This is a genomic window from Rhodococcus sp. NKCM2511 (assembly GCF_014905595.1).
Taxonomy (GTDB): domain Bacteria; phylum Actinomycetota; class Actinomycetes; order Mycobacteriales; family Mycobacteriaceae; genus Rhodococcoides; species Rhodococcoides fascians.
This window is the reverse complement of record NZ_BNHJ02000003.1, coordinates 123,329-141,649: the sequence shown is the minus strand read 5'-3', so window position 1 is coordinate 141,649 and position 18,321 is coordinate 123,329. Positions and strand designations below refer to the sequence as shown.

The following is an 18,321-nucleotide window of genomic DNA, read 5'->3' as shown; positions in this document are numbered from 1 at the left end:
TCAGCCGGGAGAGATCGCGAAGACCCGGCAGGGACCACCGGTCGCGCCCGCGTGCTTCGGTGCGCCGACGACGACCGTGGCCCCTGCCGGGGGCACGGCATCCAGATTCGCCAGTGCCTCCACTCCGTATCGGCCCGCGCCGAGTACCGCTGTGTGCGCTGGATAGTCGCGGTCGCTCATCCGATCGAGACTGAGCGTGTCTACCCCGATTCCGACGACGTTGCGCTCGCGCACCAGCATCCGTGCCGCGTCACCGCCGAACCCGGGTGCGGCACGTTCGGCGAGCCGGTCCTGCCATCGACTGTGCATGACCACCAGTGCGCGATCGGGTATCCGTCCGTGCTCGCGCTCCCACCGGGCGATGTCCTCGGTCGTCACGACCGATTCCGGATCCGACGCGGCCCGCGCGGAGATGTCCAGCACGACCAGCGGGGCGATCAGGTCTTCCAGCGGCAGGATGTCGGCCGTCGCACCGCCGCGCACTCGATGCGCGGGGGCATCGATGTGCGTGCCCGTGTGCTCGTAGTACGAGAGCTTGTTGACGAGGAAGCCGCCCAACTCGTAGGCGGCGACCGGGTGCATCGAGAACGGTTCGTTACCCGGCCACACCGGAAACGTCGGACTCAACGTGTGCGTCAGATCGATTAGTCGACCTGCGGGGATCACCGCTGCGACCGCCGGTGCGGCGCGTGCAGCACCGCCGGCCGCGACCGTCAGAGCAGCTGCCCCCAACGACCCGAACAGCGCCCTACGTCCGATCCTGCGGTGAACAGACTCGACGACCTCGGGGCCGCACATCAGTCGGCAGCAGGGGTGACGAGAAGAACCTTGTCGTCGGATCCGTTGTCCGTGGTGAGCAGGAAGGCTCCGTCGCTTCCGAAGCTGGTGAGCGAGCGCAGCCGACCGTAGGTACCCACCAGGGCGTCGGCTTCGTCGACGTAGTCCGTGCCGTCCTCGGACAGCTTGAGGAACACGAGCTTCTCGCCCTGCTGACTCGACACCACTGCGGAACCGTTCCAGGAACCCCATCCCGCGCCGTTGGCGAACGTCAGGCCGGGCGTCGCGATAGTGGGGCTACCCGAACTCCACACCGCCGCGCGGGCCCCGGGCACCCGGGTGGGATCGGTCATCGGCACCGACTCGTCGTAGACGAACGGCAGCCGATCCGGCCGGTAGCCGTAGTTGCCGCCGGGGACCAGTAGGTTGAGTTCGTCGTCCCTGGTGGTTCCCTGCTCCACCTCGTAGATGTCTTGAGTGCCGGGCCGTATCGCGAGCCCCTGTACGTTCCGATGACCGAGCGTGAAGACACGTCCGGGTGCATCGGCCGCCGCCGAGCCATCGGCGTTGATGTGCAACACCTTGCCGCCCAACGAGTTTCGATCCTGCGGCACCGACGGCGACGCGGTGTCTCCGGTTCCGATGTACAGGGTGCCGTCGGGGTGGGCCAAGATGCGGCAGCCGCCGTGGCGACCACCGTCGGCGACGGGGATGTCGTCGACGAGAGTGCCGGTGCGCGTCAACTCGGTCCATGCGGAGTCGACGGTCCACGACACCACGGCGATATGGTTGTCGGTGCCCCCGCCCGCACTACCGGTGCCCGCACTGCCGGCACCTGTTCCCTGACCCTGCACGCCCTGGCAGGTGTAGATGGTTCTGGATGTGGCGAAGTCCGTCGCCAGTGCGATGCCCATCAGGCCTGTCTCGCCCGACGCGTAGAGATCGCCTAGATCCGCTTCGAGATCGCGAGTGGCACCGCCGACATCACGAATGACGAATCGTCCCGCTCGCTCGCCGGTCAGCACCGTCCCGTCGGGGGCAACCACGGCATCCCACGGTTTCGCGAGCCCGTCGAGCACGGTGGTGACCGTCAGGTCGGGCAGCGGATCGGCCTGTGCCGTCGCTCCCGTCGAGCATGCCAACGTCAGGAAGACGCTGGCGGCGAGCACACCGGAACTGGACACCAGCTTGTTCATCCACACTCCTGACGACGATCGGCCACCAGCCCGATATGACCGGTATCACACGATCATAAACACACCGAGGAGATGGCCGACGCAGTCAGGACGCGATTCGGTAGCCGGCTTCTTCGATCGCGGCGTCGACGGCAGCAGCGTCGAGTTCCGCGTCACTGCTGATTACGACGGCTCCGGTGTCGACGTCCACATCGACGCCCGTGACGCCCGGAACCTCGGACACTTCTTCCTTCACCGACGCTGCGCAATGCGCGCACGTCATACCCTCGACGGAGTAGGTCGTCTGCATTTTGTTGCCTCCCATGTCTGGTCAGGAACGTACGAGACGCGCAATGGCCTCGGACGCCTCTTTGACTTTGGCGTCTGCTTCGGGCCCGCCCTGCCGGGCGGCGTCGACGACGCACCCGGCGAGGTGGGCGTCGAGCAGCTTCAGCGACACGGACTGCAACGCCTTCGTCACCGCGGATACCTGGGTGAGAACGTCGATGCAGTACCGGTCGTCGGCGACCATGCGTGAAATGCCGGCCACCTGCCCCTCGATGCGACGCAGTCTTTTCAGCAGGTCGTCCTGTTCGGCGCTGTAGCTGCTCATGCCGTCGATCATACCCCTACCCGGTATGGGAAGGTTCGTCCGTCAGCAGTCGACGGACGCCATCGATCGCAACCAGTCCCCCGACGATCACCGCCAGGGCGGCGACCGCAATCCACGCCCCCGAGTAGTACGTGCCCGTGTACGCCGGAGAGACGTCGGGAACGGCGGCGAATTCGGTGGTGCGTACGCCTGCCTTCCAGCACACCACCGCGCAGATCACCGCGACCACTGCGAGGACCAGTTCCACCCAGCCGACGGACTTCCTCACACGTACTCCTGCTTCGCCGTCTCGAGTGCGGCGCGTAGACCGTCGTCGTCCTTTGCCCACGCTTGCACCAGTCCGCCGCCGACCAGTCGCAGCCCGATGCCGTGCCGTTTGCGCGGCACCCCCGAGAGCTCCCCGAGAACGCGTGCGGTTTCCCACTTCTTCGGCTCGTATTCGCCGTCCTCGTACTCGGCAGGAGGGAAGATCTCCGTGATCTCGGCGACGTCGACGGTTTCGGTCCCCTGCCGCAGCTGCCGGGTGGTCAGCTCGACGCTGACATGCATCCGGGCTGCGCGGAGCTGTACGTAGGTCAGTCCGACGAGAATCAGCGAGAACAGCGCCAGGGCGAACCAGTGGATCGCCGGTCCCGACGCCAGCTCGACCGCGAGCACCACCAGACAGAACGCGGGGCCCCACAGCAGAGCGCGCCAACGGCCACCGGGCTCGTGGAACAGAACGGGGTCGGTGCCGCCGAGATCATTGCTCACGAACGAACCACTCTCGCGCCGTCGGTCGATACACCAGCACCGATGCAACGACCAGTGCGATCGTGATGATCAGCAACACGAACGGGAAGACGAGCGCGGCGAAGGTCAAGAGCAGCGCGGTGGCCCCGGACAGCGCCACCAACGCCCGTCGGAACCGTCGGTCGCCACCTCGGACGGGGCCCGACATCAGCCCCACTGCCAGGCCGACCACGCCGAAGATGACACCGAGACCTCGGAACACGGTCAGAAACGAGTCGATCTGTTCGTCGCTCGCACCGCCGTCGGTGAACGACGCGCGGATCTGCTCGACGGGCAGCGTGAGCGCGATCATGCAGACGACGATCAGCATCACTGCCGACGCCAACCACAACCAGTACGCGGTGGAGACCACCCGGGGACGAACCATCGATTCGTCAATGTCAGCACTCACGCTCGACATACTGCCACCGCGCGGTGGCACGGAGTTCAGCCGGCAGAGATTCCCAGCGCCATGATGGCGATGGCCGCCGACACGGCGAGCACCAGACCGAGCAATGCCCACCCGGGCCTGCCGTTCTCGGCGGGACACGCGTTGCTCTCGGCCGCCGCGATCGACTCCGGGAGGGCACGACTGGGCGGCACCGGAATGTTCTCTGCCATGTTCGATCCGATCACTCGATACGTTTATCGAAAGTGATGGTAGTCACACCGGCGGGCTCAGCGCGCGGAACACGCTCGAAATCAGCGCTTCCGCGAGGACAGGAAGTACTCGTTGGATTCCTTGCGGTGCATCAGGTAGATCGCACCCGCAGCAAGCACACCTTGGCCGATGCTCAGCACGCTCATGACGATGTTCATCGCACCGGTACTCGATGCGATCGCGAACAGGTCGAGAATCGTGGTGAACACGGTGATCGAGCCGATGACGGTCAGCAGCATGCGCGCCCACATCTTGCCGGCACGCATCCGCTTCACCCAGAACAGGAACAGGGCACCGAATCCACGACGACGAACAGCGTCACGACGAGCATCACCGTCACCATCGACTGCGTGGACTCGACGGTCATGTCCGCCGCCGCACCCTGTGCTGCGAGGTCGTCGAGCAGAGACTGCGCGAATTCCGCGCGTGCGCCGAACAGCGTCCACACCGAGTACAGCGCCGAGATCGCACCGATCAGCGCAACTCCCCACCACAGGTGCCGGGCAGTCTCCACATCCACCGGTGCCGGGCGAGCGGACGGCTCGAGCTCGGGACCGGACTGAGGGAAGCCGTGTTCGAGCTCCCAGCGCTGCCAGTCCGGTTGCAACGGAGGATTGTTCGGCACGTTGCTGTCAGGATTGCTACCGTCCGCGTTGTTGCTCGGAGGAAAATCGTTCACAGCCAGCCCGCCACTTCGGTTGCCCAGTAGGTCAGTACGACATCTGCACCGGCGCGCCTGATGCCGACGAGCGATTCGAGGACCGCGGCGTCCCGGTCGATCCACCCGTTCTGGGCAGCGGCGGTGATCATGGCATACTCCCCCGAAATCTGGTACGCCGCAACCGGAACCGGTGACATCTCGGCCACGTCGCGGAGAATGTCCAGATACGACATCGCCGGCTTGACCATCACCATGTCGGCACCCTCGTCAAGATCGAGCTCGACCTCGTGGGTCGCCTCACGGCGGTTGGCCGCGTCCTGCTGATACGTCCGACGGTCACCCTGCAGCGACGAGCCGACCGCTTCACGAAACGGTCCGTAGAACGCAGACGCGTACTTTGCCGAATACGCCAGCTGCCCCACCTCGACGTGACCGGCCGCATCGAGTCCAGCACGAATGGCACCGACCTGGCCGTCCATCATGCCGCTCGGCCCGAGCAGGTGCGCTCCGGATTCCGCCTGCGCGACGGCCATGTCGACGTACCGCAGCAACGTCGCGTCGTTGTCGATCGAGCCGTTCTCGCTCAGCACACCGCAGTGGCCGTGCGAGGTGAACTCGTCGAGGCAGGTGTCGGCCATGATGACCGTCGAGTCACCGAGATCGGCTTTCAGACGGGCCAGGCCTCGGTTGAGGATTCCGTCCGGATCCGTTGCCCCCGAACCGTTCTCGTCCTTGTCCTCGACCTTGGGGACACCGAACAACATCACGCCGCCGACACCGGCTGCGACTGCTTCCTCGGCTGCCCTGCTCAGCGAGTCCAGCGTGTGCTGGGACACTCCGGGCATCGAGCTGATCGCGCGGGGCTCGGAGATGCCGTCGGCGACGAACATCGGCAACACCAGATGCCGTGGCTGCAGCGACGTTTCGGCCACGAGGCGGCGCAGTGCCGGAGTGCGGCGAAGGCGTCGGGGACGGTCGGTGGGGAACAAGCGAACCTGCCTCACTTGGTTCGTCGTGCGCGTTGTGTGTAGCCGGAGCTACGCACAACGCGCACGAGGCGCATTCAGCGCCTGCGTGACTTCTTACCGCCTGCGTGACTTCTTGCGCGGTGGCGGCAGTGCACCCTCGGCCCGCAGCCGAGCCGCGTGTTCTGCCAGTGCCTCGACCAGCGGTCCGACCTGAGCCGACTCCGGCTGCACGTCCACGCGCAGACCGAACTCGACGGCCGTCTCGGCAGTCTTCGGGCCGATGCATGCCACGAGCGTGCGAGCATGCGGCTTACCTGCGATGCCGACCAGGTTCCGCACGGTGGAGCTCGAGGTGAAGCACACCGCGTCGAATCCACCGGTCTTGATCATCTCGCGGGTCTCGGCGGGGGGCGGCGCTGCCCGGACGGTGCGGTAGGCCGTGACGTCGTCGATCTCCCAGCCGCGTTCGCGCAGCCCTTCGGCGAGCGTCTCGGTAGCAATGTCGGCGCGCGGCAACAGAACTCGATTGACCGGGTCGAAGACCTCGTCGTACGGCGGGAAGTCCTCGAGCAGTCCGAGCGAGCTCTGCTCTCCCGACGGAACGAGTTCGGGATTGATGCCGAACGAGCGCACCTTGGCCGCGGTTGCCTCACCGACACAGGCGATCTTGACGCCGGAGAACGCACGCGCGTCCAGGCCGAATTCCTCGAACTTCTCCCACACCGCGCGAACGGCGTTGGTCGAGGTGAACACGACCCACTGGTAGCGGCCGTCGACCAGGCCCTTGACGGACCGTTCCATCTGAGCCGGGCTGCGCGGGGGCTCGACGGCGATGGTCGGAACTTCGATGGGGATGGCACCGTGCGTGACGAGGCGATCGCTCATCTCGCCGGCCTGATCCTTGGTGCGCGGCACCAGCACGGTCCAGCCGTACAGTGCGCGAGACTCCCACCAGGACATCTTGTTTCGTCCGGAGACGACCTTGCCGACGGTAACCACCAGAGATCCGACGAGCTCGGATCCCGCGTCGTTGAGGGTGGCCAGTGTTGCCTCGACGGTGCGCTGCTGACGGGTGGTGCCGCGCACGGTGATGGCTGCAGGTGTCTGCGGTGCCAGGCCGTGTTCGACGAGGGCACTGGCGGTTTCGGCCAGGTGCCCCGCCGTGGCGTGCAACACCAGCGGGCCGGGAGCAGCCGCGAGTGCAGCCCAGTCGACCTCGCCGCGAACGTCCGCTTCGGTGTGGCCGGAGCCGAGCGCCATGCCTGCGTAACTGGGTACCGCGGAGCCCGAAGGCAGACCGGGCAGCACCTCGAACGGCACGTGAGTGCGGGCCACGGCACTGACCTCGGCGATCACCGAGTCGGTGGTCAGCGGATCTCCCGAGACCAGACGCACCACATCGTGGCCGTTCTTGGCTTCGGCGAGAAGGGTTTTGGCGACCTCGGCGGGCTCGCCCAGTGCCGGGCGCACCTCGACCCCGTTCTCACCCGTCTCGGCATCGCGAGGGACGTCGGCACCGACGAGAGCGGTGACACCCTTGTCGACGTCGGGATCGGTGAAAGCGAGCTCGGCCGCTCCGAGCACTTCCCGTGCCCGGACCGTGAGCAGAGCCGGGTCACCGGGCCCGGATCCCACGAACAGGATCCGTCCGTTGGTGTTCTTGCGGACTGGGCTCATCGGTTGTTCTCCAGTGCTGTCTTGTGTGGGTACTGCAGTTCTATCGGGGTTGCGGTGCCCCGTTTGGGAATCAGCCGGGCAGTGGCGATCGACTCTCTTCGCACTACGGGACGGGTCGCCGCGCGTTTGGCGCGTCCGCGAACGGGTGCCGTTATTGCCCTAGACATGAGATCCGCCCTGTGCTGGTTCGGTGACCGAAACGAGTTCGCGTGCACCGAGATCGAGTAGTTCGCGGGCCAGTTCGCGGCCCAGTTCCTCGGCCCGGTCGGGTGACCCGACGATCGACGCGCGAATGGTGTCGCTGCCGTCGATGGCCGCAACGCAGCCGCGCAGCGACAACTCGTCGAAGATGCGGCCGTCCTCGTCGATGGACTCGACGACCTCGGCGATGGCACCCACCGGCGCGGTGCAGCCGGCTTCGAGTTCGGCGAGCAATCCGCGTTCGGCGGCCACTGCGGCCCGCGAATGTGCATCGTCCAGTGTGGCGATGGAGGTGGCGAGATCGGTGTCGCCACTGCGACATTCGACGGCCAGTGCCCCCTGCGCGGGTGCCGGCAGCAACTGCACCGGATCCAGCGCTTCGGTGACGACGTCCAACCTGCCGATACGGGCCAGTCCCGCCCGCGCGACAATGACGGCGTCGAGCTCACCCGAGGCCACCTTGCCGATGCGGGTGTCGAGGTTGCCACGCAGGGGTCGAACGTCCAATCCCTGTCCGAGAGCACGCAATTGAGCAATTCGGCGGGGTGCGGAGGTACCCACCTTCGCGTCGGCGGGCAGCTCACCGAGCACGAGCCCGTCGCGGGCCACCAGTGCATCTCGGGGATCTTCACGCGCCGGAATGGCAGCGATGGTGAAGCGCTCGTCGGCGGCGGTCGGCAGATCCTTGTACGAGTGCACTGCTATGTCGACGGTGCCGTCGGCCAGGGCCTCACGCAACGCCGCGGTGAACACCCCGACGCCGATGGTCTGCACCGGTGCTGCCGACAGGTCGCCCGCGGTCTTGACGATCACCAGTTCGGCTTCGACTCCCGCCGCTGCGAGAGCCACCCGAACCGTATCGGCCTGAGTGGTCGCGAGAAGGCTTCCGCGAGTACCGATCTTGACGACGCCGGTCATTCCTGATCCCCCTCGGCGGTGGTTCCGGGGCGAAGATCGGTACGGCTTGCCGTGAAGTCGTCGACCAACTCCAGGGAACCGATTTCCATGGGAGTCGCCACGGCCTCGACCGAACCGGGGCTGAGCTCGAACAATTCGCGCAGCGCCGCAGCATAGGAATCTCCGCCGGGAGTGCTGGCGAGCTGCTTGACGCGCACCGTCGGTGAATGCAGCAACTTGTCGACGACGCGGCGCACGGTGCGGGCCACTTCGTCACGCTGCGGGGAGTCGAGCCCGGGCAGCCGCGACTCGAGCCGCAGCAGTTCCCCTTCGACCACCTCGGCGGCGCGCTGGCGCAGCGCTGTGACGGTGGGGGTGACCTCGGCAAGTCGTTGTCCCGCAAGGTAACCCGAGAGCTCGTTGGAAACGATCTCGCGTGCGGCCGACGCGTCGTTCGCGGCAGCTCCGGCAGCGGGGTCGCGCTGCAGGGATTCCATGTCGAAGACGGTGATGCCCGGCAGACCGGAGACGGCCGGGTCGACGTCGCGCGGCAGTCCCAGGTCGCAGATCACGAGCGGCCGGTCTGCGTCGCGGCGGGCGAGTGCGAGGTGGGCGTCGGCGATGGAGACGACGGCCCCCACCGCACCGGTACAGGTGACGAGGATGTCGGCGGCGGCCACTGCGTCGGCCAGGTTCTCGAGCGCGACCGAGGAGGCGGTGATTCCGTTCGAGACGGCGTTCTCGGCCAGGTGGTCGGCTCGTTCGCGGGTGCGGTTGACGACGGTCAGCGCCTCGATTCCGGCCCGGCCCAGGTGTGCGACGGCGAGTCCGCCCATCGCTCCTGCGCCGAGGACCACCGCGGTGCGGCCGCGGAGCGAGCCGCCGAACACGTCTGCGGCGCGGTCGAGAGCGACGGACACCACCGAGGCTCCGGCGGCGTCGATGCCGGTTTCGCTGTGCACGCGCTTGCCGACTCGGAGGGCCTGCTGCGCGAGTTCGTGCATGACGCGGCCCGATGCCTGCTGACCGTCCGAGGCGGCGTAGGCCGATCGAATCTGGCCGAGGATCTGCTGCTCTCCGATGACCATCGAGTCCAGGCCACTGGCCACGGCGAACAGGTGCTCGACAGCTGCCTCGCTGTACCGAACGTAGGCGTGCTTGGTCAGGTCGGCGATTTCGAGGCCGGAGTGCTCACCGAGAACTTCGCCGACGGCGGTCAGTGCGCCGTGGAACGCATCGACGACCGCGTAGATCTCGACCCGGTTGCACGTGGAGACCACCATGACCTCGGAGATGTTTCCGCTGGCCATCAGTTTGTCGGTCAGTTTCGGGCGATCGGTGTCCGTGATGGCGACACGCTCGAGGACTGCGACGGGAGCGCTACGGTGCGATATCCCGACGAGAAGGACACTCACGGTGCAATCACCGATCCGTTTCTTGTCGAACTGTTGACTGGGCTTGGATTACCGGCGATGCGCGGGCCGTGACTGCGACCCAGACGCGAGGTGGAAGGCAGTGGTGACGCCGACACGGGCGTCGACACCGGGGCTGTCACGATCGTCGGCCCGGACACGTTGCGGGAGCTGTTGAAGGACAGAACCTGCATCTCGACGGCCAGGTCCACTCGGCGTACCTCGACGTGGTCGGGGACGTCGAGCACCATCGGCGAGAAGCTCAGGATGCACTCGACTCCGCCCGAAACGAACCGGCCCGCCACCTGATGGACGGCCTCGTCGGGAGTGGCGATGACACCGATGGTCGCCTCGAGTTCGCGGCAGGCGTCTTCGAGCTCGTCGATATGCCGAACAGTGAGTCCCTCGACTTCGGTGCCGACTCGCGCGGGGTCGATGTCGAACAGGCCGACCATGGTGAATCCGCGACGTGCGAAGCCGCCGTATCCGGCGAGAGCCTGACCGAGGTTGCCCACACCGGCCAGTACGACGCGGTGGCCACGGTCGAGCCCGAGAGCACTGTCGATCTTGGCGCGCAGGCGCGCGACGTCGTAACCGACTCCGCGCACACCGTTGGGTCCGAGGAACGAGAGATCTTTGCGCAATTTCGCTGATCCGACGCCTGCTGCGGTGGCAAGCTCTTCACTCGAGACGATGAGAACGCCTTCGTCTGCAAGGATCGAGAGGACCCGCAGGTATGTCGCCAGACGAGTGACCGTAGCCTGAGGGATGACCCGCTCTACGCCGCTGGGCGACGGGCGCTCTTCGGTCACGTCTGGGGCTCCTCGTCCGAACGGCGTCGATGCCGGTCTTCACGCTGATCCTGCGTTCGTGTCTATTTCACGAATGCTGTTCACACCACGGTAACTGCTTGTGAACGAATGAACAAAGTTGCGCATACCGGCCCTCACCTGCACACGGAGAGCAATCACACGTTCTTAGGGTGCCCTGCCCGGCCCAGATCGGCCCGCAATCGGGGCACGTCGACCTCCCAGTAACTGTGCTCGACACCGTCGAGTAGCACCACGGGCACTCGATCCCCGTACTCCGCGCGCAGGTCAGGCGATTCGGCCGCGGCCTCGTCCACGTCGATGACCGTCACGGCGACGCCGAATTCGGCGCACACCTCGTGCAGCACCGCGGACGCGTGGGTGCAGGAATGGCAGCCTGCGCGGGTGAGAAGTGCCACGCCGGACGGAGTCGTTTCCATCCGTCCACTCTGACATGCCGGCAACAGAGACGAAGGTCACAGCTGCGCGGTGCGACGGGAACTGTTCATCGTCGGTAGGTGCCGTCGTGCGACGCTCGTGTCGGACGCACGCATTAGGCTGCGAGTGACGTACTGGCGAGGGAGGTGGACGTGGTGACTGACGGGGGCACAGACCTGCCGATCGAGGACACGCCCGATGTCGACATGGTCGACACGAACGATCCGGACGGGGACAAGCAGCGCAAGCGGCGTATTCGCCGGATTCGCAATCCGTTCGGCCCGTCCGATGCGGAGGTCCGCGCCAACGTCGCGGGTGAAGCGAGCGCCGATGCCGCTCTCGCCCTGCAGGTCGAGTCCGAGGGAGCGGTTCCCCGCGATCTGACCGCAGCCGCCTTCTTCGACGTGGACAACACCATGGTCCAGGGCGCATCGATCATCCACTTCGCGCGCGGACTCGCCGCCCGAAAGTACTTCACCACGGGCGACGTCGCCCAATTCGCTTGGCAGCAAGTCAAATTCAGGGTCAGCGGCAAGGAGAACAGCGAGGACGTGGCCAGTGGCCGCGAGAAGGCGCTCTCGTTCATCACCGGTCGTCCCACTGCCGAGCTGAGCCGGCTCGGCGAGGAAATCTACGACGAGATGATCGCCGACAAGATCTGGGCGGGCACCCGTGCCCTCGCCCAGATGCACCTCGACGCAGGTCAGCAGGTGTGGCTGGTCACCGCCACTCCCCTCGAACTGGCGCAGATCATCGCCAAGCGGCTGGGCCTGACGGGCGCGCTGGGAACTGTCGCCGAGAGTAAGGACGGCGTCTTCACCGGCCGTCTCGTCGGCGACATCCTGCACGGCATCGGCAAAGCTCATGCGGTGCGGTCGTTGGCCGTACGAGAAGGCCTCAACCTGAAGCGGTGCACCGCGTATTCGGACAGCCACAACGACGTGCCGATGCTTTCGCTCGTCGGTACTGCCGTCGCGATCAACCCCGATCCGGACCTGCGTGAGCTGGCGAAGAACCGCGGCTGGGAAATTCGCGACTATCGCACCGGACGCAAGGCCGCCAAGATCGGCGTTCCCACTGCGCTGGCCCTGGGCGCGGTGGGCGGCGGTCTCGCCGCGGTGATCGGTCGCCGCAAGGCCTGACCTCGCTCGCCCGTCGGGTCAGAGCGTCAGTTGCATCAGGGTCAGGTCCAGCCAGCGCCCGAACTTGACCCCCACCTCCGGCATCTGTCCGACGCGAACGAATCCGAACTTCTCGTGCAGTGCAATGGACGTGGTGTTCTCGGATTCGATGAACCCCACCAGCACGTGGATGTCGCCGCCTCGGGCCCGGTCGATCAATTCGCTCAGCAGGGCACTGGCCAGGCCGCGGCGATAGAAGTCGCGGTGGATGTACACCGAATGTTCCACCGAGTGCCGATAGCCGCTCTTGACTCGCCACTGGCCGTACGACGCGTAGCCGGCGACCCGGCCGTCGACCTCCGCGGTGAGTACCGGGTACCCGGCAGCGATCCGTCCCTCGAACCACGCTGTGCGATCGGCGAGGTCCACCTGTTCCTCGTCCCAGATGGCGGTGGTGTTGGCGACCGCATCGTTGTGGATGTCGAGAATGTCTGGGAGGTCTTCTACCGTGGTGTCGCGAATATGCACTGGCAGAGGATAACCCGAGCTATCCGAGAAAGACGTTGCGTCTCTTGGCAAGCAGTCGGTACAGCGTGTGCTGAATGGTTTCGCGCACGTGGTCGGTCAGCTCGAAGAGCACCATCGGATCCTCGAACGCGGTGGCGTCGTAGGAGTCGGTGTGAATGGGCTTGCCGAACTCGATGTACCACTTCGACGGCAACGGAATCAGGCCCAGCGGCCCGAGATGCGGGAAGAACGGTGTCACCGGGAAGTACGGCATCCCCATCAGTCGTGCCAGCGGGGCGATGTCGCCGATCTTCGGGTAGATCTCCTCGGATCCGACGATGGAGCACGGAATGATCGGCGCACCCGTTCGCAGCGCAGCCGAGACGAAGCCGCCGCGGCCGAACCGCTGCAACTTGTACCGCTCACTGAACGGTTTGCCGATGCCCTTGAAGCCCTCCGGGAACACGGCGGCAACTTCCCCGGTGCGCAGCAGCCGCTCCGCGTCGGGATTGCACGCCAGCGTATGCCCGGCCTTGCGGGCGATCGTGCCGACGCCGGGCATCTCGAATGCCATGTCGGCAGCCAACATTCGCAACGGCCGGTGGGCAGGGTGATGATCGCGCACGGCAACCGACGTCATCAGCGCGTCGACCGGTACGACTCCGGCGTGGTTGGCCACGACGAGCGCACCTCCCTCGGCGGGGATGTTCTCGATGCCCTTGACCTCGACGCGGAACCATTTGTCGAACAGCGGACGCAGCAGCGGCAGCCACACGGCATCGGCGAAGTGCGGGTCGTAGCCGAACTCGTCGACGCTGTAGTCGCCGGCCAGGCGTCGACGCACGAACTCGGCGACCGAGGAGATCTGGTCGACGATCGCGGTCTTGGTGTCGTCGATCATCGACAGCACGGGTGCCGCTTCTGCGGCGATCGTGGCCGCAGAAGCGGCGGGGGTCGGGTCCACCAGCGGCGTCGGCTCACGTGGATCGGCGTAGGCCGATGGGTGCCGCTCGCGTGAACCCTGCGCGGCGCGGGCGGACCGGGCGGACGCGCCGCCGTGCAAGGGAATGACTTTGGCCACGTCGCTCACCTGTCCGCTCCGGATTCTCGCGCCGTGTCGGCACTGCCGAGCGAGGCCAGTACGCGCGCCGCGGACGCCCCCGTGTCGACGGCCCCGAGCAGCCGATTCTCGATGGCGTCGACCCACTCGGTTCGGACGACCGGCCGAAGAGCCGCGCCGCGCACGAAGTCGTCGAACGCCTGGACTGTGGTCCACCGAGGCTCGAACCCGAGCACGGACCGCATCCGCGTGGTGTCCAGCCCGCAGCCGAAATGGAAGTAATCGAGTTGCTCGGTCGTGAATTCGCGCATCATCCCGCCCATGAGCGCCCGCCCCACGCTCTTGAACAGTGGAAACGGCACCGGAACCTGCACACGGCCGGCACGTCGAATGGCCTGCGAGAGCATGATGGTGCCGTCGGCACCGATGTTGAACGTGCCTGCCGGCCCGCCGATGGTCGCGCGTTCGAGAGCCGCGAGGGCGTCCTCCTCGTGCAACAGCTGCATGCGCGCGTCGCGTCCGACAATGCTCGGAATGAGGGGTGACGTCATGTACCGGGAGATGGTGCCGTTGAGCCGCGGGCCGATCAGTGGGGCCATACGCAGGATCGATACCGCGATATCCGGGCGACGACGACCGAGTCCGCGAATGTAGCCCTCGATGTCGATGGTGTCCTTGGCGTACGCGCCGCTCGGTGGGCGTCGGGCACTCATCTCCTCGGTGAATTTCACCGGATCCTTGGCGCTGCATCCGTACACCGAGGACGACGACCGCAGGACCACCTTCTCCACGGTCGGCGACTTCTGGCACACCGCGAACAGCTGCATGGCTCCGATGACGTTGAGGTCTTTCATCGTCGCGCGACCGCCGGATTTCGGGGGCTTGGCGACCGTGGCCGCATGCACGACGGTATCGACGCCGGCGTTACGAATCACCTTGCCGATCAACGGGTTTCGAATGTCGGCACGAACGAATTCGGCGCGACCCATACGTCGCAGCAGATCTTTGCTCGGAGATTTCTCGTCGACGGCGATGACACGTTCGATGCGAGGGTTCTGAGCGAGCCGGGTGACGAGGTATCCGCCGAGGAATCGACTGGCACCGGTCACGAGCACCACTCGGGGCGCGGCAACACCACGATCGCTCGGACTCACTGCGCCTCCCCAACTTCGGCTCCCGTGCCGAGCCTACTGGATCGACAGGTTTCCGCGAGGTCTGAAAGGAAAGGAGGTCCGAAAGGCAAGGAGCCACTCGCCTTCGAACGAGCAGAGCCCGCCACCGATGGTGACGGGCTCGGCCGTGAAGCAGATGACGGCAGGCTTATTTGCCGAGTTTCCTGCGCTGCACGCGGGTACGACGAAGCAGCTTGCGGTGCTTCTTCTTCGACATGCGCTTGCGACGCTTCTTGATCACTGAACCCATGCGGGTGTCCTCACGTTCTTCTCTAGCGTTTTCGCGCACGCCGTTTGCGTACGCCTACCTGACAACCAAGCCCGAAGGCTTCGAGCCAACAACCTTGGTCACCGAGCTGGCGCTGGGGCCACGTACTCGCCCACGGCTGCACACCGGCTGGCTGGCACGACGAACGCCAATCCTACCGGTGTGAGCCGTGACTTACGAAACCGGCCCGGTCTTACGACCTAGCTACGTGCACTAGCCTGCGTCGAAATACGAGGTCTCGAGATAGTCGTGTACCGCCTTGGCGTGCACACGAAAAGATCGACCCACCCGTACTGCGGGCAGCTCTCCGCCGTGCACCAGTCGGTACACGGTCATTTTCGAAACTCTCATCAGAGTCGCCACCTCGGCGACAGTGAGGAACTGTGTTCCGGCCAGAGCCGGTTGACCGTCCGGGGACGAACCCTTGGACGGCTTGTTTATAGACGCCATCAATCCACTTACCTCCGGCACGTCTCATGCGGCAGGCTTCCCCTCCTGCCGAACAGACACGCACGTGCTGCCCCCGAGCCTATAGGGACAGATGGGGTTACTGCGACGGGTGTGGGGAAAAGATTTTTTATTCTGCTGTGATGCCCATCTCAATCGATCGGGCGTTGGCTGCACCGAGAGCATCGAAAAATGCAGCTCGGAGGCCGTTTCGCTCCAATTCGCGTACCGCCGCGGCGGTCGTTCCGCCCGGGGAGGTCACGGCATACCGAAGCTCGCTGGCGGACTCGTCCGAGCGATCCAGCATCGCTCCCGACCCCACCATCGTCTGTGCGACGAGTGCAGACGCGACATCCCGGCTCAATCCCAGGCCCACTCCCGCGTCGATCATGGCCTCGGCGACCAGGAAGAAATAGGCCGGACCGGACCCGGACACGGCCGTCACCGCGTCGAGCTGATGTTCCTTGACGACGACGACCTTGCCGACGGCCGACAGGATGGAGCGCACGAGCTCGAGGTGCTCGGCGCGGGCGTACTTCCCCGGGGCCAGCACACTGACGCCCTCCCCCACCAGCATGGGGGTGTTGGGCATGACCCGTACGACCGGGAATCCGGCGGGGAGCTTGGGCTCGAATTTGGCGGTGGGCACGCCAGCGGCGAGCGAGACGATGAGTTGTTCGCGGTCACCGTCGAGCTCGATCTTGGTGATCTGATTCAGTGCGCCCTCGACGTCGGCCGGCTTGACCGCCAGCACGATGACGTCGGCTCCCTCGGCCGCGTCGGCGACACTGGCGGTCAGCACTCCGAAGTCCTTCGCGATCTCTTTGGCGCGCGGCTCGGACTTCTCGGCGACCACGAGGTCGCGCACGGCATGACCGGCCTCGAGGAGTCCCGCAATCAATGCCTCGCCGATCCGTCCGCCACCGATCACTGCAATTCTCGTCATACGGCCAAGCCTGCCATGTCAGTTCGAGCGCGGCACCATCGCCAACTGTCGGCTCTGCACCACCACGGCACCGGTCGAGTCGAGTATCAGGTGGTCCTCCTCGAACCAGGTGCTGCCGATGACGGAGCTGGTCGCTGCCACTCGCAGCCACCCCGGAGCCGGGCGGCGACGCAGATATGTCGTCAGCTGGACCGTCGGTGCCCAGCCGAACATTCCGCGGTTCATCGTCACCGGGGCCGAGATGTCGCCTGCCATCAACGCGAAGAGCACCGACGTGTCGGCGTCGGCTTCGTCGCCCGCGAAGGGGCGCACCCACAGTCGAATTTCGGCCTCACCCTGCTGACCGGTGAGAAACGATGCCGACGACGGTTCGATCCGCATCTCGCAGCCCTTGGCGACGTGCACGATCGACGCCATGGGGTGATCGCCTGCCACCGCGAGGGTGTCCGCAGGAGGCTCCGCGGCCATCGACGTCAGCGACAACGGGGTTTCGTGGTTCGGTTCCTCCGAGTCGGGCCGACCGAGGGTGACCACCGCCCGCACTGCGACGCGTCCGGCCTGAGTCAGCTCGACGTCGACGTGCGAGACCTGCCTGCCGCGCTTGCGCACGATCGTCGTGAGCGCCACTTCGCCTGGGTCGGGCGCGGCCAGATAGCTGACGCTGACGGCCAAAGGCTGGATCTCGACCTGGGCCGGGTCGATCAGCACGATCTGCTGACGCGCCGCGGCCGCGCAGATGGCGAGCATCGCCCCGCCGTGCACTTTGGGGCCGATGGTCCAGGTGGAATCGATCGCACCGGCGAAGGACGCCGTGTCTGCGGAGACGTCGAGTGGGACCAGTGTGGTTGCGGCCCGGAACGGGCTGGTGGAACTCATTCCGGACAACTTACCGGCAGTCAGGACAGGTGTGCGCGGGCGAACTGCAGCGCCTGGTCCAGCATCGACGAACGCTCGGGCACCGTGCGCGCATTCTGAGTGTTGATCTCGATGACGGCTTGACCGTCGAATCCTCGCCGCACCAGTTCGGTGCAGACCTGGGCGCAGGGCTGGCTGCCGTGCCCCGGGATCAGATGCTCGTCCACGGACGCGCCGCGGCCGTCGGCCAGATGCAGGTGCGCTATCCCGTCGCCCATCCGGTCGAGCATCTCGAGTGCGTCCGAGCCTGCGGTCGCGGTGTGCGAGAGGTCGAGTGTGTAGTGGCCGTGACCGACGTCGGTCGGGTCGTACGACGGCGAGAACGCCGACAGGGCCGCTCCCGGGCCTCCGCGTCGTTCCAGCCGTTGGGCGGATTTCTCCTTGCGCCCGAAGAATCTGTCGGCACGCATCGGGAACATGTTCTCCACCGCGACCACGACGTGGGAGTTCGATTCCAGTTCCGCCACCTGATCGGCGAATCCGTCGCTGTACTTGCGCTGCCAGCGGAACGGCGGATGCACGACGACGGTCGCCGAACCCAGCTTCTCGGCCACTTCGACCGACCGGGCCAGTTTGACGATCGGATCCGATCCCCACACCCGCTGTGAGATCAGCAGACACGGCGCATGGATGGCCTGCACCGGTATCGAGTACTCACGTGACAGCGCAGCCACCGCATCGACGTTCTGACTGATCGATTCGGCCCACACCATCAGTTCGACGCCGTCGTAACCCAGATCGGCGGCATAGCGAAACGCTGCCTCGGTGTTCTGCGGGTACACCGAGGCCGTGGACAATCCGACTTTGATTCGCTTCGCCGCCATC

The 18,321-nt window shown here is 66.1% G+C and carries 25 protein-coding genes; 1 reads left to right on the top strand and 24 read right to left on the bottom strand.

From position 1 onward, the window contains the following. From JLZ96_RS20120 to JLZ96_RS20050, 16 genes are all read right to left on the bottom strand, one after another. On the bottom strand, positions 1 to 798 hold the full coding sequence (locus tag JLZ96_RS20120; protein ID WP_032365220.1) for a cyclase family protein: 798 nt from the start codon (positions 796 to 798) through the stop codon (positions 1 to 3). Next, a complete protein-coding gene (locus tag JLZ96_RS20115) occupies positions 798 to 1,973 on the bottom strand; it encodes a sorbosone dehydrogenase family protein (RefSeq protein ID WP_032365219.1) in 1,176 nt (391 codons plus the stop codon). Before JLZ96_RS20115 ends, JLZ96_RS20120 begins: the two co-directional genes overlap by 1 nt. A gap of 85 nt (positions 1,974 to 2,058) precedes the next feature. Further along, positions 2,059 to 2,262: a heavy-metal-associated domain-containing protein gene (locus JLZ96_RS20110; protein ID WP_027498341.1), complete on the bottom strand. Its 204-nt coding sequence runs from the start codon at positions 2,260 to 2,262 to the stop codon at positions 2,059 to 2,061. A 21-nt stretch (positions 2,263 to 2,283) separates the two neighbouring features. Beyond that, positions 2,284 to 2,565 carry a metal-sensitive transcriptional regulator gene (locus JLZ96_RS20105; RefSeq protein WP_027498342.1) on the bottom strand — a complete coding sequence of 94 codons (282 nt, stop codon included), beginning with the start codon at positions 2,563 to 2,565 and terminating at the stop codon, positions 2,284 to 2,286. Positions 2,566 to 2,581: 16 nt separating this feature from the next. Next, positions 2,582 to 2,833, bottom strand: coding sequence for a hypothetical protein (locus JLZ96_RS20100; protein ID WP_236254178.1), 252 nt, complete (start codon positions 2,831 to 2,833; stop codon positions 2,582 to 2,584). Continuing rightward, complete coding sequence (locus JLZ96_RS20095) at positions 2,830 to 3,318, bottom strand: hypothetical protein (RefSeq protein ID WP_201011097.1); 489 nt, start codon at positions 3,316 to 3,318, stop codon at positions 2,830 to 2,832. The genes JLZ96_RS20100 and JLZ96_RS20095 overlap by 4 nt, the downstream gene beginning before the upstream one ends. Continuing rightward, positions 3,308 to 3,748: a hypothetical protein gene (locus JLZ96_RS20090; protein WP_201011096.1), complete on the bottom strand. Its 441-nt coding sequence runs from the start codon at positions 3,746 to 3,748 to the stop codon at positions 3,308 to 3,310. Before JLZ96_RS20090 ends, JLZ96_RS20095 begins: the two co-directional genes overlap by 11 nt. Before the next feature lie 35 nt (positions 3,749 to 3,783). After that, positions 3,784 to 3,957: a hypothetical protein gene (locus JLZ96_RS20085; protein WP_201011095.1), complete on the bottom strand. Its 174-nt coding sequence runs from the start codon at positions 3,955 to 3,957 to the stop codon at positions 3,784 to 3,786. An 81-nt stretch (positions 3,958 to 4,038) separates the two neighbouring features. Continuing rightward, complete coding sequence (locus tag JLZ96_RS25055; RefSeq protein ID WP_236254177.1) at positions 4,039 to 4,263, bottom strand: hypothetical protein; 225 nt, start codon at positions 4,261 to 4,263, stop codon at positions 4,039 to 4,041. 5 nt (positions 4,264 to 4,268) lie between these two features. Continuing rightward, complete coding sequence (locus JLZ96_RS25050) at positions 4,269 to 4,676, bottom strand: hypothetical protein (protein WP_236254176.1); 408 nt, start codon at positions 4,674 to 4,676, stop codon at positions 4,269 to 4,271. Further along, on the bottom strand, positions 4,673 to 5,647 hold the full coding sequence (gene hemB, locus JLZ96_RS20075) for a porphobilinogen synthase (protein ID WP_201011251.1): 975 nt from the start codon (positions 5,645 to 5,647) through the stop codon (positions 4,673 to 4,675). The genes JLZ96_RS25050 and hemB overlap by 4 nt, the downstream gene beginning before the upstream one ends. Before the next feature lie 93 nt (positions 5,648 to 5,740). Then, complete coding sequence (locus tag JLZ96_RS20070) at positions 5,741 to 7,303, bottom strand: bifunctional uroporphyrinogen-III C-methyltransferase/uroporphyrinogen-III synthase (RefSeq protein WP_027498347.1); 1,563 nt, start codon at positions 7,301 to 7,303, stop codon at positions 5,741 to 5,743. 159 nt (positions 7,304 to 7,462) lie between these two features. Beyond that, complete coding sequence (gene hemC / locus JLZ96_RS20065) at positions 7,463 to 8,422, bottom strand: hydroxymethylbilane synthase (RefSeq protein ID WP_094717287.1); 960 nt, start codon at positions 8,420 to 8,422, stop codon at positions 7,463 to 7,465. Continuing rightward, complete coding sequence (locus JLZ96_RS20060) at positions 8,419 to 9,816, bottom strand: glutamyl-tRNA reductase (RefSeq protein WP_032390607.1); 1,398 nt, start codon at positions 9,814 to 9,816, stop codon at positions 8,419 to 8,421. Before JLZ96_RS20060 ends, hemC begins: the two co-directional genes overlap by 4 nt. Then, entirely contained in the window at positions 9,813 to 10,625 is an 813-nt protein-coding gene (locus JLZ96_RS20055) for a redox-sensing transcriptional repressor Rex (RefSeq protein WP_201011094.1), read from the bottom strand. Before JLZ96_RS20055 ends, JLZ96_RS20060 begins: the two co-directional genes overlap by 4 nt. Before the next feature lie 155 nt (positions 10,626 to 10,780). Then, positions 10,781 to 11,062 (bottom strand): glutaredoxin family protein, encoded by a 282-nt coding sequence (locus JLZ96_RS20050; protein ID WP_027498351.1) that lies wholly within the window; start codon positions 11,060 to 11,062, stop codon positions 10,781 to 10,783. Between the two features lie 204 nt (positions 11,063 to 11,266). Between JLZ96_RS20050 and JLZ96_RS20045 the strand changes: the two genes are divergently transcribed. Continuing rightward, positions 11,267 to 12,202, top strand: a complete 936-nt coding sequence (locus tag JLZ96_RS20045; RefSeq protein ID WP_045840673.1) for an HAD family phosphatase — start codon at positions 11,267 to 11,269, stop codon at positions 12,200 to 12,202. 18 nt (positions 12,203 to 12,220) lie between these two features. Here the strand turns inward: JLZ96_RS20045 and JLZ96_RS20040 are convergent, their stop codons facing one another. The 8 genes from JLZ96_RS20040 to JLZ96_RS20005 all read right to left on the bottom strand — a co-directional run bounded on the left by JLZ96_RS20040 (position 12,221) and on the right by JLZ96_RS20005 (position 18,320). Beyond that, positions 12,221 to 12,709, bottom strand: a complete 489-nt coding sequence (locus JLZ96_RS20040) for a GNAT family N-acetyltransferase (RefSeq protein WP_032365213.1) — start codon at positions 12,707 to 12,709, stop codon at positions 12,221 to 12,223. 19 nt (positions 12,710 to 12,728) lie between these two features. Next, positions 12,729 to 13,778 carry a lysophospholipid acyltransferase family protein gene (locus JLZ96_RS20035; RefSeq protein WP_027498354.1) on the bottom strand — a complete coding sequence of 350 codons (1,050 nt, stop codon included), beginning with the start codon at positions 13,776 to 13,778 and terminating at the stop codon, positions 12,729 to 12,731. Then, complete coding sequence (locus JLZ96_RS20030; protein ID WP_228139283.1) at positions 13,775 to 14,902, bottom strand: NAD-dependent epimerase/dehydratase family protein; 1,128 nt, start codon at positions 14,900 to 14,902, stop codon at positions 13,775 to 13,777. The genes JLZ96_RS20035 and JLZ96_RS20030 overlap by 4 nt, the downstream gene beginning before the upstream one ends. A 166-nt stretch (positions 14,903 to 15,068) precedes the next feature. After that, complete coding sequence (locus tag JLZ96_RS20025) at positions 15,069 to 15,170, bottom strand: 30S ribosomal protein bS22 (protein WP_003402602.1); 102 nt, start codon at positions 15,168 to 15,170, stop codon at positions 15,069 to 15,071. A 231-nt stretch (positions 15,171 to 15,401) separates the two neighbouring features. Further along, positions 15,402 to 15,638, bottom strand: coding sequence for a helix-turn-helix domain-containing protein (locus JLZ96_RS20020; RefSeq protein ID WP_008713658.1), 237 nt, complete (start codon positions 15,636 to 15,638; stop codon positions 15,402 to 15,404). A 127-nt stretch (positions 15,639 to 15,765) separates the two neighbouring features. Further along, complete coding sequence (gene proC, locus JLZ96_RS20015) at positions 15,766 to 16,581, bottom strand: pyrroline-5-carboxylate reductase (RefSeq protein ID WP_027498355.1); 816 nt, start codon at positions 16,579 to 16,581, stop codon at positions 15,766 to 15,768. An 18-nt stretch (positions 16,582 to 16,599) separates the two neighbouring features. Next, the gene (locus tag JLZ96_RS20010) at positions 16,600 to 17,457 is read right to left on the bottom strand and encodes a thioesterase family protein (RefSeq protein ID WP_032369773.1); all 858 of its coding nucleotides are present in this window, start codon (positions 17,455 to 17,457) and stop codon (positions 16,600 to 16,602) included. Between the two features lie 20 nt (positions 17,458 to 17,477). After that, positions 17,478 to 18,320, bottom strand: coding sequence for a sugar phosphate isomerase/epimerase (locus tag JLZ96_RS20005; protein WP_032365210.1), 843 nt, complete (start codon positions 18,318 to 18,320; stop codon positions 17,478 to 17,480). Position 18,321 lies beyond the last annotated feature (1 nt).

Bases quoted from the DNA above. Each gene is read 5' to 3' on its own strand.
- JLZ96_RS20120 (WP_032365220.1), bottom strand. From the start codon at position 798: ATGTGCGGCCCCGAGGTCGTCGAGTCTGTTCACCGCAGGATCGGACGT.
- JLZ96_RS20115 (WP_032365219.1), bottom strand. From the start codon at position 1,973: ATGAACAAGCTGGTGTCCAGTTCCGGTGTGCTCGCCGCCAGCGTCTTC.
- JLZ96_RS20110 (WP_027498341.1), bottom strand. From the start codon at position 2,262: ATGCAGACGACCTACTCCGTCGAGGGTATGACGTGCGCGCATTGCGCA.
- JLZ96_RS20105 (WP_027498342.1), bottom strand. From the start codon at position 2,565: ATGAGCAGCTACAGCGCCGAACAGGACGACCTGCTGAAAAGACTGCGT.
- JLZ96_RS20085 (WP_201011095.1), bottom strand. From the start codon at position 3,957: ATGGCAGAGAACATTCCGGTGCCGCCCAGTCGTGCCCTCCCGGAGTCG.
- JLZ96_RS25055 (WP_236254177.1), bottom strand. From the start codon at position 4,263: ATGCGTGCCGGCAAGATGTGGGCGCGCATGCTGCTGACCGTCATCGGC.
- JLZ96_RS20070 (WP_027498347.1), bottom strand. From the start codon at position 7,303: ATGAGCCCAGTCCGCAAGAACACCAACGGACGGATCCTGTTCGTGGGA.
- hemC (WP_094717287.1), bottom strand. From the start codon at position 8,422: ATGACCGGCGTCGTCAAGATCGGTACTCGCGGAAGCCTTCTCGCGACC.
- JLZ96_RS20050 (WP_027498351.1), bottom strand. From the start codon at position 11,062: ATGGAAACGACTCCGTCCGGCGTGGCACTTCTCACCCGCGCAGGCTGC.
- JLZ96_RS20045 (WP_045840673.1), top strand. From the start codon at position 11,267: ATGGTCGACACGAACGATCCGGACGGGGACAAGCAGCGCAAGCGGCGT.
- JLZ96_RS20025 (WP_003402602.1), bottom strand. From the start codon at position 15,170: ATGGGTTCAGTGATCAAGAAGCGTCGCAAGCGCATGTCGAAGAAGAAG.
- JLZ96_RS20020 (WP_008713658.1), bottom strand. From the start codon at position 15,638: ATGGCGTCTATAAACAAGCCGTCCAAGGGTTCGTCCCCGGACGGTCAA.
- proC (WP_027498355.1), bottom strand. From the start codon at position 16,581: ATGACGAGAATTGCAGTGATCGGTGGCGGACGGATCGGCGAGGCATTG.
- JLZ96_RS20010 (WP_032369773.1), bottom strand. From the start codon at position 17,457: ATGAGTTCCACCAGCCCGTTCCGGGCCGCAACCACACTGGTCCCACTC.
- JLZ96_RS20005 (WP_032365210.1), bottom strand. From the start codon at position 18,320: ATGGCGGCGAAGCGAATCAAAGTCGGATTGTCCACGGCCTCGGTGTAC.